Annotated in this window: 15 protein-coding genes; 3 read left to right on the top strand and 12 right to left on the bottom strand. The window is 51.4% G+C overall.

Annotation, left to right across the window (positions count from 1 at the left end):
- Positions 1-181: 181 nt before the first annotated feature.
- Positions 182-586, bottom strand: coding sequence for an RNA-binding S4 domain-containing protein (locus tag H8K29_RS03340; protein WP_186896373.1), 405 nt, complete (start codon positions 584-586; stop codon positions 182-184).
- Between the two features lie 267 nt (positions 587-853).
- On the opposite strand from H8K29_RS03340, the gene H8K29_RS03335 reads away from it, so the two are divergent.
- Complete coding sequence (locus tag H8K29_RS03335) at positions 854-1,507, top strand: TetR/AcrR family transcriptional regulator (protein WP_186896372.1); 654 nt, start codon at positions 854-856, stop codon at positions 1,505-1,507.
- A gap of 187 nt (positions 1,508-1,694) precedes the next feature.
- Here H8K29_RS03335 and H8K29_RS03330 read toward each other — a convergent pair whose 3' ends face one another.
- The 11 genes from H8K29_RS03330 to H8K29_RS03280 form a co-directional block, all read right to left on the bottom strand.
- Positions 1,695-2,495, bottom strand: a complete 801-nt coding sequence (locus H8K29_RS03330; RefSeq protein WP_186896371.1) for a DUF429 domain-containing protein — start codon at positions 2,493-2,495, stop codon at positions 1,695-1,697.
- The gene (gene clsB / locus H8K29_RS03325) at positions 2,492-3,664 is read right to left on the bottom strand and encodes a cardiolipin synthase ClsB (protein WP_186896370.1); all 1,173 of its coding nucleotides are present in this window, start codon (positions 3,662-3,664) and stop codon (positions 2,492-2,494) included. The genes H8K29_RS03330 and clsB overlap by 4 nt, the downstream gene beginning before the upstream one ends.
- A 10-nt stretch (positions 3,665-3,674) precedes the next feature.
- On the bottom strand, positions 3,675-4,481 hold the full coding sequence (locus tag H8K29_RS03320) for an endonuclease/exonuclease/phosphatase family protein (RefSeq protein ID WP_186896369.1): 807 nt from the start codon (positions 4,479-4,481) through the stop codon (positions 3,675-3,677).
- Positions 4,482-4,485: 4 nt separating this feature from the next.
- Entirely contained in the window at positions 4,486-4,935 is a 450-nt protein-coding gene (gene nudB, locus H8K29_RS03315) for a dihydroneopterin triphosphate diphosphatase (RefSeq protein WP_186896368.1), read from the bottom strand.
- A 186-nt stretch (positions 4,936-5,121) separates the two neighbouring features.
- Complete coding sequence (locus H8K29_RS03310; protein WP_223826804.1) at positions 5,122-5,601, bottom strand: cache domain-containing protein; 480 nt, start codon at positions 5,599-5,601, stop codon at positions 5,122-5,124.
- A 387-nt stretch (positions 5,602-5,988) separates the two neighbouring features.
- Positions 5,989-6,795: a CsgG/HfaB family protein gene (locus tag H8K29_RS03305; RefSeq protein WP_186884755.1), complete on the bottom strand. Its 807-nt coding sequence runs from the start codon at positions 6,793-6,795 to the stop codon at positions 5,989-5,991.
- 144 nt (positions 6,796-6,939) lie between these two features.
- On the bottom strand, positions 6,940-7,467 hold the full coding sequence (locus H8K29_RS03300) for a GNAT family N-acetyltransferase (RefSeq protein ID WP_186896367.1): 528 nt from the start codon (positions 7,465-7,467) through the stop codon (positions 6,940-6,942).
- Between the two features lie 70 nt (positions 7,468-7,537).
- The gene (gene aspS, locus H8K29_RS03295) at positions 7,538-9,343 is read right to left on the bottom strand and encodes an aspartate--tRNA ligase (protein ID WP_186884753.1); all 1,806 of its coding nucleotides are present in this window, start codon (positions 9,341-9,343) and stop codon (positions 7,538-7,540) included.
- A 70-nt stretch (positions 9,344-9,413) separates the two neighbouring features.
- A complete protein-coding gene (locus tag H8K29_RS03290) occupies positions 9,414-10,022 on the bottom strand; it encodes a DUF502 domain-containing protein (RefSeq protein ID WP_186896366.1) in 609 nt (202 codons plus the stop codon).
- A 55-nt stretch (positions 10,023-10,077) separates the two neighbouring features.
- A complete protein-coding gene (locus H8K29_RS03285; RefSeq protein ID WP_186896365.1) occupies positions 10,078-10,398 on the bottom strand; it encodes an FmdB family zinc ribbon protein in 321 nt (106 codons plus the stop codon).
- 164 nt (positions 10,399-10,562) lie between these two features.
- On the bottom strand, positions 10,563-11,993 hold the full coding sequence (locus H8K29_RS03280; RefSeq protein WP_186896364.1) for a sodium:solute symporter family protein: 1,431 nt from the start codon (positions 11,991-11,993) through the stop codon (positions 10,563-10,565).
- A 635-nt stretch (positions 11,994-12,628) separates the two neighbouring features.
- Between H8K29_RS03280 and H8K29_RS03275 the strand changes: the two genes are divergently transcribed.
- Both H8K29_RS03275 and H8K29_RS03270 read left to right on the top strand, forming a co-directional pair.
- A complete protein-coding gene (locus tag H8K29_RS03275) occupies positions 12,629-13,363 on the top strand; it encodes a ribonuclease (protein WP_186896363.1) in 735 nt (244 codons plus the stop codon).
- Positions 13,364-13,560: 197 nt separating this feature from the next.
- A complete protein-coding gene (locus H8K29_RS03270) occupies positions 13,561-14,490 on the top strand; it encodes a hypothetical protein (protein ID WP_186896362.1) in 930 nt (309 codons plus the stop codon).
- The last annotated feature ends 18 nt before the right edge of the window (positions 14,491-14,508 follow it).

The raw sequence follows: 14,508 nt of genomic DNA, 5'->3' as shown, positions 1-14,508 counted from the left end.
AGCAGAGCGCATTAAAAGTCAAACCCGATTCCGTCTTTAGAGGAGAGTATCTACTTGTTTTGCTGGCCTGACGGCTGCCGTTTTTTTACTCCTTTTTTGCCGTATTTCCCTATGAAATTCCAACCTCCACAACATTGCTGTCAAGCTGCCCCGTCGCGCTGCAATAGAGCTTTTCTTCAAATTAACCACGGGTAAAATCGATTTGCCGCCGGTCACGCTTGGTCGGCCGCCCCTGCAGTTGAGCGGCAGGTTCGCGGAAGTATTTTCTGTCTTCCGCTGCTTTACTGCGCTTCGCCAGACTCTCTGCCGTTTCTTCATACATCGTTTGCGCGACCGCTGCCGATCCGCGCACATCAGAGACCCGCAGCACTTTGATCTGCCAGATTTGTTCGCCGTGCTGGACTTCGATCAGATCGCCGGCTTTCACACTATGCGCTGGCTTGATACGCTGTTCGTTCTGCAAAACCCGACCCAGCTCGACGGCATGCGTGGCGAGGCTGCGGGTTTTAAAAAACCGCGCGGCCCATAGCCATTTATCGATACGGATAGTGCCGTTCTTGTCGTTCTTCTCGTTCTTCTCGCTCATCTCTATCATTTTGTTCTGACGGCTGGCAGACCTGTGCCAGGTGTGACTGGCGACTGAAAAGGCGCCGCTGCCAAATCCGTACGTTCATTCTATTTTGAAGCAATGTATTGCAGCCCGACGGCAAATACAAGGCATTTATCTTGCCAGCGCAGGAACAGCAGCGGATTCCGTTGCTTATGTTGCGGCGCGCATAGACAAGAATTCGCACGACCGTACAATTCACGACACCTTACTGTTGGCATAGACGTTTGCACCTTGGGATCTGTGATGAGCTCAGTTGATGATTTGAACGGAAAAAAGCGTGCCATTCTGATCGCTGCCGAAAAATGCTTTGCAGCGCAAAGCTACGAGGGCGTATCGATTCGCGACATTGCGCATGAAGCCGCAGTTCCGGTCGCGCTGGTCGGATATTACTTCGGTGCCAAAAATGAGTTGTATCACGCGATCTTTGAATATCACAGCAGTTATCTGGCCGAGCGTCTCGACAAATTACGTCATGCGCGCCAGCAGGCAAGGAACGACAGCATGCTCGATGCCGTCATTGCCGCCTTCATTTTGCCCACCCTGCAACTGAATCAACACCCGGAAGGCAAGTATTTCTGCCGCATGGTCATGCGCGGCGCCATCGACCAACACGAAGCCAGCGAACGGATTTATCAGGATTTTTACGAACCGATGGCGAAAGAATTCATCGCCGCCCTGCGAGACGCGCTGCCACTCGCCAGCGCCGACAGCATTTGCTGGAGTTATCAATTCACACTGGGAGCGCTGCTACACCATGTCGTCGATACCAGCCTGCCGCGTCTGGCGGGTACGCCGTACGCTGACAAGCTGAATCTGAACGCCGCACCCTATTTGCTGAAATTCATCAGCAGCGGCATACGCGCCACCACCGATACGGGTGTCGCAGAGGAAAATTAAGGATACTCCCCCCTGTTTTTAATAAAAACGCCTTCATCTCCTTGAGAATAAAGGGCTTTAAAACATACTGAGGGGGAGTATATTTAGCATCAAAAACCGCTGAATTTGCACTTTACGGCGTCAACGCCGGATATTCGTTCAACGCTGGCTGACATCAGTCACAAATCCGGCATTTGCCGAGCCAGATTCAGGCACCGACGATCCAGCCTTCGAGTGCATCAAATACCGGCAAACCATAATTCTGTTCCCGCCGTTGCCACGCCCATGCGGCGAGCATTAGACAGAGCACGGCATCGAGCAAATCGGCGCTGCCATCGTCGATCAGCGCATCGCGGAACTGTCCGGCATCCAGCCGAATCTGCCACGGGGTCGCGCCCTGCTCCAGCGCAGAAACGATGCGCTCACGCGCAAGGCTGCGTTCCGGTGTCTGCTTCGCCTTATCGTCGCTCTTGTACGAAGCGCTGGTAATACTGCGCGCCACCATGCCCGGATAAGCTTCCAACGCAATGCGTTGCGGATCACCGGCAACCATGCCGGGAATGCTGACCTCGGCGGCCAGCAAGCGCGGCGCACCCGCATGCAACATATACGCGACCGGCGGATTGACCCATTTCATCGAGGGCGACGAGCCTGCCGGAATATCGGTCGCCCGGTGCGCGAACTTGCCTCCCACGGGGCGGGCATCGCAAAATGCTTTGAATTGCAATCGCATCTCTGCGCGCGTGACAGTAGTCAAATGACGCATCAAGGCTGACCACTCCTGCGGCCAGCGCAGATGTGTCAGCAATTCGCGTGGCAAAGAAAAAGGTAAATCAAACCCAGCCAGCCACGGCCCGTCATGTTTTAACCAGGCATCAAACGCCGCAAAATTCGTCAGCGATTGCAAACTGTCGAGACATAAAATGCCAGATCTCAGCGCGCCGCTGGCGATGGTGATCGCCTTGCGTTTCGACGGTGCCGAAGTGAAATCAACGCCGTGCAGCCTCATCCGTAGCCACCCAGCGTGACAATGCGCATCAGACCGCGATACAGCAGATACACGCTGCCATACCAGGCACGCCGGTACCATGCGCGGCTGACATAATCTTCCAGTAATACCTCAACGCCATCGTCAATACCTTGTTGCAACTCGGTCGTCAGGCGCTGGTTAAAATGTTTGTCACGAATCACGATATTGGCCTCATGATTAACAAACAGGCTCAGTCCATCAAAGTTACTGGAGCCGACCGTCGCCCAATCATTGTCGATCACAGCCACTTTCGCATGCAATTGTGTTTTCCTGTATTCAACGATGCGCACGCCTTTGCTGAGTAACTTTGGATAGTAAGAATGCGCGACGGCGTCTTGCAAAACAAATTGATTCACGCCGATCAGCAGCGTTACATTCACACCGCGTGACGCTGCAGAAATCAGAGCACTCCGGAATTTTCTGCCGGGCGCAAAATAAGGTGTCACCAGCACCGCGCTCTGGCGTGCGTTGCCCAGCGCATGTAAATAAGCTTTTTGTATGGTGGCGCGGTTACGCAAATTATCGCGGACAACCAGCGCCGCCCGGCTGAGGTGCCGAAGCTGGCTGCGCGAGACTTTTGCATCGGTGCGCAAATCACGCATCAGACCTATCCGCGACAGCAAATCGAGCCGGCCTGTGCGCCGCCATTGGGCATCGGCTTCCAGATGGATATGCGCAACCAGCGGGCCGCTGATCGCGACAGCAAAATCCCAGCGTGGAAACGGTAAGGTATCCGCCCAACCGTCATCGGAAATGTCGTCGCTGATAATATTAAAGCCGCCCAGAAACGCACGCTGCCGGTCGATCACGCAAATCTTTCTGTGGGTGCGCGCCCATCCGCGCCGGAACCACGGATTAAAGCAACGGCACTCAACACCCGCGGCCACCAGCAAGGCAGTTAATTGCAGAGCCTGATCGCGCCCGCTGCCCAGCCAGTCGATCACCACCCGCACCACGACACCGCGTTGCGCGGCCGCGATCAGCGCATCACGCACTTGCGTTGCCGTTACGTCGCTCGCAAAAATATAGGTTTCCAGACAGATTTCTTGTTGCGCCTGCGCTATCGCCGCCAGCAAGACAGAAAAATATTCGCCGCCAGAATGCAATAGCCGGACATCATTACCATCGATGTAATGAAGTTTTTTCATGCCTCAAACATCAGCGAAGCTGGCGCAATTCAAGATGCGCCATGATGGGAACATGATCTGACAATTTGCGCCACGGGTCGCCGGTCATCACATTCGCTGCGGCAATGTGAAAGCCACGTAGATACACGCGATCCAGACAAAGCCACGGAAAGCCCGCCGGAAATGTGCGGGCATGAGCAGAAGCGGACTGCGAAAATAAATGCGCCAGACCTTTGCGCTGGAATTTATCCGTACCATGCTGACCATCCACATCAAAGGCTTCCACTACGCCTAGCTGTTCATATAAAGCAGAACTGAGGCGTTGATTCCAGTCATTGAAATCCCCTGCGATGATCAGTGGCGCATCGGCTGGCGTATCTCTTTGGATGGTATCAATCAGCGCTTGAATCTGGCGCCGGCGACTGGCGGCAAATAAGCCCAGATGAATCACAAAACAATGAATATCAACCTGATTTGCGCGGACCACGGCATGCAAAATGCCGCGTTGTTCATACGCATGATCCGAGACATCATGATTCACCTGAGTGGTAATCGGAAAGCGGCTGAGCAAGGCATTGCCGTGATGCCCGTGGTCGTACACCGCATTCATTCCGTACGCGACATGATGCGATGCCCCCGCCAGAAATTCATGCTGACCTTCTTGCGGCCAACTGAGATGTTTTCTGGCGTGCATATCATGCTGTCCCTGCACTTCCTGCAAAAACACCATATCGGCATCCAGCGCAGCAATCGCGTCTTTAATGCTGTGTATGCGCTCATGCCGGCCAAAAGCACTGACGCCTTTGTGGATGTTGTAGGTCGCAATGCGTAGCTTCATGATTTCAGTTCTGATTAAATTCTGGCAGCAGCAATATCGCTTCTGCATTCGATGCTGAAAAACAGCGGTCTGCAGCGGCTTGCCACGGCAACCACTGATATTGCACATGTTCACGCGGAGCAAGGCGCACCGTCACATCCGGGCTGACACATAAGCCAAATACGTGTTCCGTATTGTGTGTCACACCCGGCGCATAGCGATGACGCCAGACCGGATAAATTTCATACACATTCGATAATTGCCAGTCGCGCAGCGCAAATTGCGTGGCGTCGATGCCGGTTTCTTCCGCCACTTCACGTATGGCGGTGGTAAGCAACGCTTCGTCCGGCGTATCTTTAGAGCCAGTGACCGATTGCCAGAAACCGGGTTTATCAGCGCGTTCAATTAAGAGTACATCGAGTGCAGGGGTGTAAATCACAACCAACACAGATTCAGGAATTTTATACGGGGACATTATGCTCGTGGGTGCTTATGCTTATACATACATGTGTCGTCAACCACTCCATTCTAGCGCCTTTAGCTACCGTTTTTTTCTTTCGCTGAAAGTAAAACGCTGCTCCGGAACAAACTTTCACGGAACAGCGTTTTACTTTTGTCAGATCAGTACCCGCGTTTTGCAGCAGGCATTTTCCGAAGCAGATTATTTGGCAACGTAAGTGCCGACACACACGATGGTATCGCCCGCACCACGTTCGCAATACGAACGTTTCAGATCATACGATTTGGTCGCCGGATTATTGAATTTATACGGACCGTACCAGCCTTTTGACGATGCTTTGACGGTATCGATCATGCCTTTGATAAATGCATTGCCATCAACGTCTTTCATCGACAACAGATTTTTACCAACCATCTTGGCATTCGCACCCTGTGCCAGACAGTTGCCTTCAAAATCGTACACGAAGACATACAGATCTTTATGGTTAAACGTTGCATCAGGATGCTCGGTGAATGCTTTATAGGCTTTTTCCGGACCGGCTGATTTCACCAGCGCTACCGCTTTTTTTACCATCTCTTGTGCTTCCGCTTCAGTCCCATGATCCGTCGCATACGCAACCGACGACAACGCAACACTTGCCAACATGGCGACCGGCATGATTTTCTTTACAAAACTGCTCATTTTCCACTCCCTGAAATTAATTATTGTTCTGACCAGATACCAATATTTCTTGTAACTACAGGATAGTTATAGCAGTTTTTTATTGCTTAATTGCATCTGGAAACAAGAATTCACATTGTCGTATCGATGTCGTTGTGACGGTATGTGGCACCAACGCTAAGCGTGACAAAATGCATTCCCGGCTTCGTGCAGCAACATTTTTCATGTTTGCTCAATAGGTATTGAAGCTGTTCCTGTAAGGCTGAATGGGGCGGATCAATTCAGTAGCACACGAGGTCCGCGGGAATGTTCATTTCAGGAAAATCAACATGCAACAGCGCCCACAACGTAAAAGGGTTCGCCATGCGAACCCTGAACGAACTTTTTATCACCCGCAAAAAATATACGCTATTTCTTCAGCGGCACAGCAGGTGGTAATTCTTTACTCTGCAACTGCCTGATCTGCGGCACCAGTTTATTGTGTGCATCAAGAAACGCGGCAACAATCACTTTGGCTTCATTGGTATTGCTCCATCCAGCCCCTAAGCCGCCTATGCCACCACCAAAACTGAGTCCGCCGATACCAAGATCAGTCGTCTTCGCAGCGCCTGTTGACGCCGCGATTTGTTCGGTTGTCTCATTATCAGTTAACAATAGTGCGACCTGCGCTTCTTTAAAACTGACCTTTTCTGCATATCCGGTATAGTTTTTCAAGAAAGGAACCATGCCCATAATGACGCCGAGTACGCCGCCAGCTTTGCTTTCAGAAAATGTCAGGCTCGGCGTCATGGTGTATTGCGCTTCATAGCCTTTGCCTTTTTGCACGGTCGTGTTCTTGCGAATGATGCCCTGCGCCTGTAAATCCTGCTCTTGTATCACGGCCTTCAAACCTGACGCCCGGTCAACGACGCGAAAACATCCACTTTGCTGCGCCAGCAAACGAATCAGCGGTACAGGCGAAGTCGGCAAATTGTAGGAACTTTGCAGCGTATAGCCATTCGGATTTTCCACCAGCGCCAGCGTGGCGACAGGTGCATCGCACTTCACCAGCGATTTGTTTGCTCCCATTGCACCGACTGGCCCCGCAGCACCGGTGATTTCCGACGAACCTTGTCCCAGCTCGGTCTTTTTTTCACCACAGGCACTCAGTACGAATGCAGAAAGCCCGAGCACAACACAGACACCGCAACGAGATGCAGACAGACGATATTTCATCACTACGAACCCAATCTTCCAAAAAATGAACCCGCCGAATTTACACGAAATTGCACTCCGCAACGCCAAACCTGATATGTAAAATTCGTAACAATTTATGTTTCAGGGCGATGACGATAGCGCTCCGCGTCTCTGCACTGGTTCTTATGCTGTGTCTGGTGTTTGTAACATGATCCAGTTTTTATGCCGGGTCTCTCCTAAGTCAAAAAAGATCTCGCCACATTGCTGGTATTGATGTTTCTGATAAAACTGCATCGCTTTGCTATTTTCCGCATTGACACTCAACCACAAGCGGCTGCCTTGTGCCGCAGCCAGTTGTCCGGCACGTTGCAACAATGCTGTACCAAGACCATTGCCAGCAAAATGTGCCTGCACATATAAAGTCTTCAATTCGACATGGCTAGCGTCACACGTCGGACATGCACTATCAGTATCCACCAATGCCAGTGCGAGCAAATGTTGCTGATGTTCCGCCACCAACAAATGCTGCGATGCCTGTTGCATACATTGCAGAAAATAAGCAGGCGTCAGATTCTTCAGGACGTAGCTGGCAATCTCGTCGTTAATTCCCTGCTTCGCATAGGTATGCGTCCAGACCTGCACTGCCAGCACGGCCAGACGCGGTGCATCTGCCGGAGTGGCAAGGCGAATCTGCATGGTCAAATTCAGCATAGTTCAATTTTTCAAAAAAGATGGCGAAAAAAAAAGCGCGGAATCCGCGCTTTTTTTAATCTGAAATAATTCAGGCTTTGATTGCTGGCTCTGTCGCACGCAGACGGATGTGCAATTCGCGCAATTGCTTTTCGTCGACTTCCGATGGTGCTTGCGTCAACAGACATTGTGCACGCTGAGTTTTCGGGAAAGCGATCACGTCGCGAATCGATTCTGCACCAGTCATCATCGTGACGATACGATCCAGACCAAACGCCAGACCACCATGCGGAGGCGCGCCGTATTGCAATGCATCCAGCAGGAAACCGAATTTCAATTGCGCTTCGGCATCGTCGATCTTCAATGCACGGAACACTTTGCTTTGTACATCTGCACGGTGAATACGAACCGAGCCACCGCCGAGTTCCCAACCATTCAGCACCATGTCGTAAGCCTTGGCGATACACTTGCCCGGATCACTTTCCATCAAGTCTTCATGACCATCTTTCGGAGCAGTGAACGGATGATGCGTTGCTGTCCAGCGGTCATTTTCTTCATCATGTTCAAACATCGGGAAATCAATCACCCACAATGGTTTCCAGACATCTTCAAACAAGCCATTGGCTTTACCGAATTCGCTGTGGCCGATCTTGACGCGCAACGCACCGATCGCATCGTTAACAACTTTGGCTTTGTCTGCACCAAAGAAAATCAGATCGCCGTCTTTGGCACCAGTGCGCGCCAGGATTTCTGTCAATGCAGCGTCATGAATATTTTTGACGATAGGCGACTGCAGACCGTCACGGCCTTTTGCCAGTTCGTTGACCTTGATGTAGGCCAGACCTTTAGCGCCATAAATCGCAACGAATTGCGTGTACGCATCGATCTCGGAACGCGGCATGTTCGCGCCACCAGGCACCAGCAAACCAACCACGCGGCCATTGTTCATGTTGGCGGCGCCAGAGAACACTTTGAAATCCACGTCCTTCATGACATCCGTCAATTCAGTGAATTGCAGCTTGACGCGCATATCCGGTTTGTCGGAACCATACAGACCCATCGCTTCGGCAAAGTCCATCACTGGGAATGGATTCGGCAGGTCGATATCCAGCGTGTTTTTGAAGACCAGACGGATCATGCCTTCAAACATGTCGCGGATTTCCTGCTCATTCATGAACGATGTTTCGCAATCGATCTGAGTAAATTCCGGCTGACGGTCAGCACGCAGATCTTCATCACGGAAGCATTTGGTGATCTGGTAGTAGCGGTCAAAGTTGGCCACCATCAGCAATTGTTTGAACAACTGCGGCGACTGTGGCAACGCAAAGAAGTTACCCGCATTCACGCGAGACGGCACCAGATAGTCGCGTGCGCCTTCCGGTGTGGATTTGGTCAACATCGGTGTTTCGATATCGATGAAGCCGTTTGCATCGAGAAACTTACGCACTTCCATCGCGACTTTGTAACGCAGACGCAGATTGTTTTGCATTTGCGGACGACGCAGATCGAGTACACGGTGGGTCAGGCGTGTAGTTTCAGACAGATTGTCATCATCCAGCTGGAACGGTGGCGTGACGGAAGGATTCAGCACTTCAACGTTGTGTGCCAGCACTTCGATCTTGCCGGATTTCAGATTCGCGTTACCGGTTCCCTCAGGGCGGCTGCGTACAACACCGGTGATACGCAGACAGAATTCATTACGCACGGATTCTGCAGCAGCAAAAACATCTGCACGATCAGGATCGCAGACCACCTGCACCAGACCTTCGCGGTCGCGCAGATCAATAAAAATCACACCGCCGTGATCACGACGACGATGAACCCAGCCGCACAGGCTGACGGTTTGGCCGAGTAATTCCTCAGTAGTGAGGCCGCAGTAATGGGTACGCATGGACATAATTTCTTACCTGTCTGTATTCAAAATTTAAAATGAGTTGATCAAGCGGCAGCTTGTGGCTGCAAGATCTTTATTTCTTCTCGGTGGGGAGATGCTCGGGAGCCACCACGCCCATGGAAACAATATATTTGAGCGCCGCATCGACACTCATATCCAACTCTATCGCATCCGCCTTCGGCACCATCAGGAAAAAACCTGAGGTCGGGTTCGGCGTTGTCGGCACATACACGCTGACAAAATCACCTTGCAGATGATTGACCACATCGCCGCCCGGCACACCGGTCAGAAAACCGATGGTCCAGCAATCACGGCGCGGATATTCAATCAACACGGCTTTACGGAAAGCATTGCCGGATGACGAAAACAAGGTATCGGACACTTGTTTAACGCTGGAGTAAATCGAATTCACAATCGGAATCCGGTTAAGCAAGCCTTCCCAGATACGCACAACATAATTGCCGATGAAATTTCGTGTCAGCAAGCCTGTCACAAAAACAATCAACACTGTCAGTAAGGCACCGAGACCGGGCACCTTGGTACCGAACACCACTTCAGGCCGCCATTGCTCCGGCAGCAGCAGCAAAGACTGATCCATGGTCGTGATAATGGCGTGCAACACCCAGAAGGTGATACCCAGAGGAACCAGAATCAGCAAACCGGTAATAAAGTATTTACGCATAGTGTTCAGTCAAGCTCAGTCTAAGTAGTGTTTCATTGTGCATCGTTGACAACGATCAGGTCGATGTCTTGTCGCTGGCCGCAGCAGATGCTGCTGGTGTGGCCGGTGTTTCTGTCGCCGTTGGGGCGCTTCCTGCGGCACTACCGCCATCTGTCGACACAGCCGGTGCGGATGTTCCTGCAGAACCGCCGGAACCACCACGAAAATCCGTGACATACCAGCCCGAACCTTTAAGCTGAAAGCCAGCGGCAGTGACTTGTTTCTTAAATGAGGCTTTGCCACAAGAAGGGCAATCTGTCAGCGGTGCATCGGAAATCTTTTGCAATACATCTTTGGCAAAACCACACTCTTCACAACGGTAAGCGTAAATCGGCATACTCTCGCCCTAAAAAAACTGATAAAACCCTGAATTATAAAGGTTTTCAACTGAAATTTGCGCATTGCATCAACAAGCGGTGTGCGCAGTAGCGCTGAGCCGACCCACGTCACTGGCTGGCGACATCGCTGAGGCGGACAAAAAGCGCCGCCACAAGCTGGAAATCAGCGTAACGACGTTTTCACCCCGCCCTTGTATTGCGGCAATAGCGAACCGACGATCATTCCGGCCATACTCATCAACACGCCGACCAGTTGCGGCGGCCAGAAACCTTCCGGCGCAGTCAATTCCAGCGCAACCCAGCAAGTAATGCCGAAAATAATCGATACCAGCCCGCCCTGCGCTGTCGCCCGTTTCCAGTACAAACCGAACGCCAGCGGTACAAACGCAGCCACCAGCGTCACTTTGTAAGCATTCTCCACCATCTTGTAGATGCTCGATTCGGTATTCATGGCAAAGATGGTTACGATTGCAGTAAATACCAGTACCACAACCCGCATCATCAACAGGAACTGTTTATCTGACTGTTTCGGGAAAAATGGTTTCAGTATATTTTCTGAAAAAGTAACCGATGGTGCCAGTAAGGTCGCACTGGCGCAGCTCTTGATCGCCGACAACAAAGCGCCGAAAAACATCACCTGCGCCAGCATCGGCACTTTATTCATGATCAGCGTCGGTAAGATCAACTGCGAATCTTTATCGATCAGGCTATTCACCATGCCAGGGTCGATCAGCGTAGCGGAATACGCGAGAAACATAGGAATAAACGCAAAGCAAAAATACAAAACGCCGCCGAGTATCGATGCGTTCCCGGCAATTTTTTCGTTTTTCGATGAGGCTACGCGCTGGAAAACGTCCTGCTGCGGTATCGATCCCAGCATCATCGTGATCCAGGCGGCAAAAAACCATAGCATTTCCCGCGCTGTCGGCGACGGCCAGAATTCAAATTTACCCGCCGCTGCCGCATGTTCGATCACGACGCCTGCACCGCCCACCATGCCGGAAACTTCCCAGCCTATGTAGACCATGCCGACCACGATAATGATCATTTGCAGAAAATCGGTAATCGCCACCGACCACATGCCGCCCATCAGCGTATAAATCAGCACGCTGGCGGCACCAATGATCATCCCGGTTTCCATGGCTATGTAACCACCGGAGACCACGTTAAACACCAGCCCCAGCGCCTTGATCTGCGCCGCAACCCAGCCCAGATACGAAATCACGATACACAAAGTGACCAGAATTTCGACTGTGCGTCCAAATTTATTCCGGTAATAGTCGCCTATCGTCAGCAGATTCATGCGGTACAGCGGTTTGGCAAAAAACAACCCGACCAGCACCAGACACAAAGAGGAACCAAACGGATCTGCCACCACGCCTTTTAAGCCTTCTTTGACGAAAGTGGAAGAGATGCCCAGCACCGCCTCAGACCCGAACCAGGTCGCGAATACAGTGGCAGTCACCACGTACATCGGCAAAGAGCGTCCGGCAACAGCAAAGTCCTTAGAGTTATTCACATAGCGCGCCGCATACAGGCCTATGCCAACCGAGATAACCCAATACAGGATAACGAACCAGATAAGTGTATTCATGAAGTTGCGTGTGTCAGGAAACCAATAAAAAAACCCGCGAATTTTGAGCGGGCATTATAAAGACATAGGAGATGAGAATATACAGCGAATAATCACTATTTATATAGAGAAAATCATCAGTTTCCGGCATCACCGTAATGATCTGTGCGTATCTTCAAGCTTTGCAACAGCATGCGTGCATACAGTTCGAATCACAACTGTCATACCCACGTAACACTCAGCATATATAGTGCGCGTCAGACATGTGAACGTCTCCCCTCGGATTAACCATCCATTCGGCAGCCTGATAAGGCTGCCTTTTTTTTGCTGGTTTCGACAGAAAACGCCGCCCGTAGACAGACTATGACTGCGAACAGCGTCGCCATCACAACGGTAACAGTTCAACAATCTCGCAGAAATCGTCATAAAACAACATTTGCCACACCAAATAGCTTGATGGGGCCAATCGCTCATTGTTGTTATATTTAAATTACAAATTTGTCACATTGCCGTCATATCCTGACGGTAACTTTCTCAAGTCGCCGCACTGGCGATAAATCCGGCGCATTCATGTCTCAGCGATGCGTTTTCACCTCACTGGCATCTCAGTGTATTTCGCTTTAAAAACAAATAAACATTAACCTCAGGGAAAATCTATGTTGTCTAAACTTATCAAGGCGTCAGTCGCTATATGTGTTTCTATGCTGGTCAGCGTTGCGGCTCAGGCGCAATCGTATGACTTCGTTTTACTTGCTGCGTCCTGGCAGCCTGGCTTTTGCGTCACCCACAGCAGCAAACCAGAATGCCAGAATCTGAAAGGCACTTACGCTGCCACGCATCTGTCTCTGCATGGCTTGTGGCCAAATGCCTACGATGGCAACCATCCACAATATTGCAATGTTCCGCAAAAAGATATCGATCTGGATGCCAGCAGCGCCTGGTGCAGCATGGATTCTTACGGCGCCAGCAGTTCCACCTTGTCGGTGCTGAGCACTTATATGCCAGGCGTGCAATCCTGCCTCGACAAACATGAATGGTTCAAACACGGCAGTTGCAGCACCAAAACAGCCGACAACTACTGGGGCGATGCCAGCAGCCTGAGCAATCGTCTGGGTCAAACCGCGCTCAACACGCTGATCGCGAATAACATCGGTAAAACTTTATCGCGCTCGCAATTGCTGGCAGCCGCGAATACATCGTTCGGCAGCAGCGGCTCGTCCGCAGTGTCGCTGAAATGTACCAAAACCAACGGCGTCAGCTATCTGACTGAAGTCTGGGTCAACCTGAATAAAAATAATCTGAGCCAATTCCCGGCATCGACGTCGCTGGTCACGAATGCGAATGTTGCCGGCACCTGCCCAAGCACCAATATTTTTATCGCTAAACCATAATGACTATAGAGTTGCGCTGCTGACGACATTCGTCATGGTCGAATTGTCGTAGATCGAAAAATTTACGGTGACGGTGACGCAGTACGCAACGCAGGTCAAAAATAAAAACGGCTATCCGCTTGCATGACGGATAGCCGCTTCACAGAACACCAATCAAAACATCAATACAACATCAATCCGCCATCGACAGTCATTTCATGTCCCACAAACAATTGCTGGCATTTTCCTTATTTCTCAGCAGCGTCGTGCTGATGCTGGTATTCGCCACGCAAAATTCTGGCGACAGCGATCATGCGCCGATCAGATTAGTTATGCACGGCAGTTCATCGGCACCAAGTGGCGACAACAGCACCAACGACACACAAGCGACTGAAACACTTGCCACCAACACTGCCATTGCCGACCCGCTCGAGCAAAGCAAAGATTTACGCGCGATTTTTGAACAAAACAAAAACGCACAGGATGCCGCACGCCAGCAACTGGCTTATCGCGCATGGCGCACCTGTCTCCCGAATTTTGCAGGCACCGGTGGCGATACCCTGCGCCAACAGATGCAATTGCTAGCGGATAACACGCCACAAAAAATCGCATATAAGCAGTTGACAGAACGTTGCAAAAATTTCGATCAACTCTCTGCGGATGAGATACGGCAACAGCAACAGATACAGCAAGCCCATTGGTCCGATGGCATGGTCAGAACAGCGGGTGAACGCGCAAGCCAATTGCTGCAGCAAGAGCAGTACGCTGCCGCGATGCAAGCGGCCAACGCTGCGTTAGCGACGCGTAACCCGCAGGCGCTGGAATCCTTGCGCGGCTTTGTCAACGCCTATCTGCGCAGCAATAGCCTCGATGAAGAACAACAGGCAGCACTCAGCATACGCGCGCAGGCATTCACGCTGGCGGCGTGTCAACTCGGTTATCCATGTGCTGCAGACAGCCTGCAGGCAACCGAACAATGCGCGTACAGCGGTGTCTGCGAAGGAAATATCCGTGAACGATTACTGGCGGCATTTCCGCATGATGCTGGCGGCGACAGGCAACGCCAGCAATTATTGCTCGACAACGCCCGCATCCTCAAAGAGTTGCAGGCACCGCACCCGGATCTGCAAACGCTGCTGAATCCCTGAATTAATATGCGCCTTTCC

Origin of the sequence: Undibacterium sp. CY21W (assembly GCF_014284265.1) — a bacterium.
GTDB lineage: Bacteria > Pseudomonadota > Gammaproteobacteria > Burkholderiales > Burkholderiaceae_D > Undibacterium > Undibacterium aquatile.
Note: the sequence above shows the minus strand (reverse complement) of the source record. Positions and strands in the feature narration are given on the sequence as shown.

Coding starts and splice junctions, on each gene's coding strand:
- H8K29_RS03330 (WP_186896371.1), bottom strand. CDS start 2,495: ATGAGGCTGCACGGCGTTGATTTCACTTCGGCACCGTCGAAACGCAAG.
- H8K29_RS03335 (WP_186896372.1), top strand. CDS start 854: ATGAGCTCAGTTGATGATTTGAACGGAAAAAAGCGTGCCATTCTGATC.
- H8K29_RS03300 (WP_186896367.1), bottom strand. CDS start 7,467: ATGCTGAATTTGACCATGCAGATTCGCCTTGCCACTCCGGCAGATGCA.
- H8K29_RS03280 (WP_186896364.1), bottom strand. CDS start 11,993: ATGAATACACTTATCTGGTTCGTTATCCTGTATTGGGTTATCTCGGTT.
- H8K29_RS03270 (WP_186896362.1), top strand. CDS start 13,561: ATGTCCCACAAACAATTGCTGGCATTTTCCTTATTTCTCAGCAGCGTC.
- aspS (WP_186884753.1), bottom strand. CDS start 9,343: ATGTCCATGCGTACCCATTACTGCGGCCTCACTACTGAGGAATTACTC.
- H8K29_RS03305 (WP_186884755.1), bottom strand. CDS start 6,795: ATGAAATATCGTCTGTCTGCATCTCGTTGCGGTGTCTGTGTTGTGCTC.
- H8K29_RS03275 (WP_186896363.1), top strand. CDS start 12,629: ATGTTGTCTAAACTTATCAAGGCGTCAGTCGCTATATGTGTTTCTATG.
- nudB (WP_186896368.1), bottom strand. CDS start 4,935: ATGTCCCCGTATAAAATTCCTGAATCTGTGTTGGTTGTGATTTACACC.
- clsB (WP_186896370.1), bottom strand. CDS start 3,664: ATGAAAAAACTTCATTACATCGATGGTAATGATGTCCGGCTATTGCAT.
- H8K29_RS03290 (WP_186896366.1), bottom strand. CDS start 10,022: ATGCGTAAATACTTTATTACCGGTTTGCTGATTCTGGTTCCTCTGGGT.
- H8K29_RS03340 (WP_186896373.1), bottom strand. CDS start 586: ATGAGCGAGAAGAACGAGAAGAACGACAAGAACGGCACTATCCGTATC.
- H8K29_RS03285 (WP_186896365.1), bottom strand. CDS start 10,398: ATGCCGATTTACGCTTACCGTTGTGAAGAGTGTGGTTTTGCCAAAGAT.
- H8K29_RS03310 (WP_223826804.1), bottom strand. CDS start 5,601: ATGAGCAGTTTTGTAAAGAAAATCATGCCGGTCGCCATGTTGGCAAGT.
- H8K29_RS03320 (WP_186896369.1), bottom strand. CDS start 4,481: ATGAAGCTACGCATTGCGACCTACAACATCCACAAAGGCGTCAGTGCT.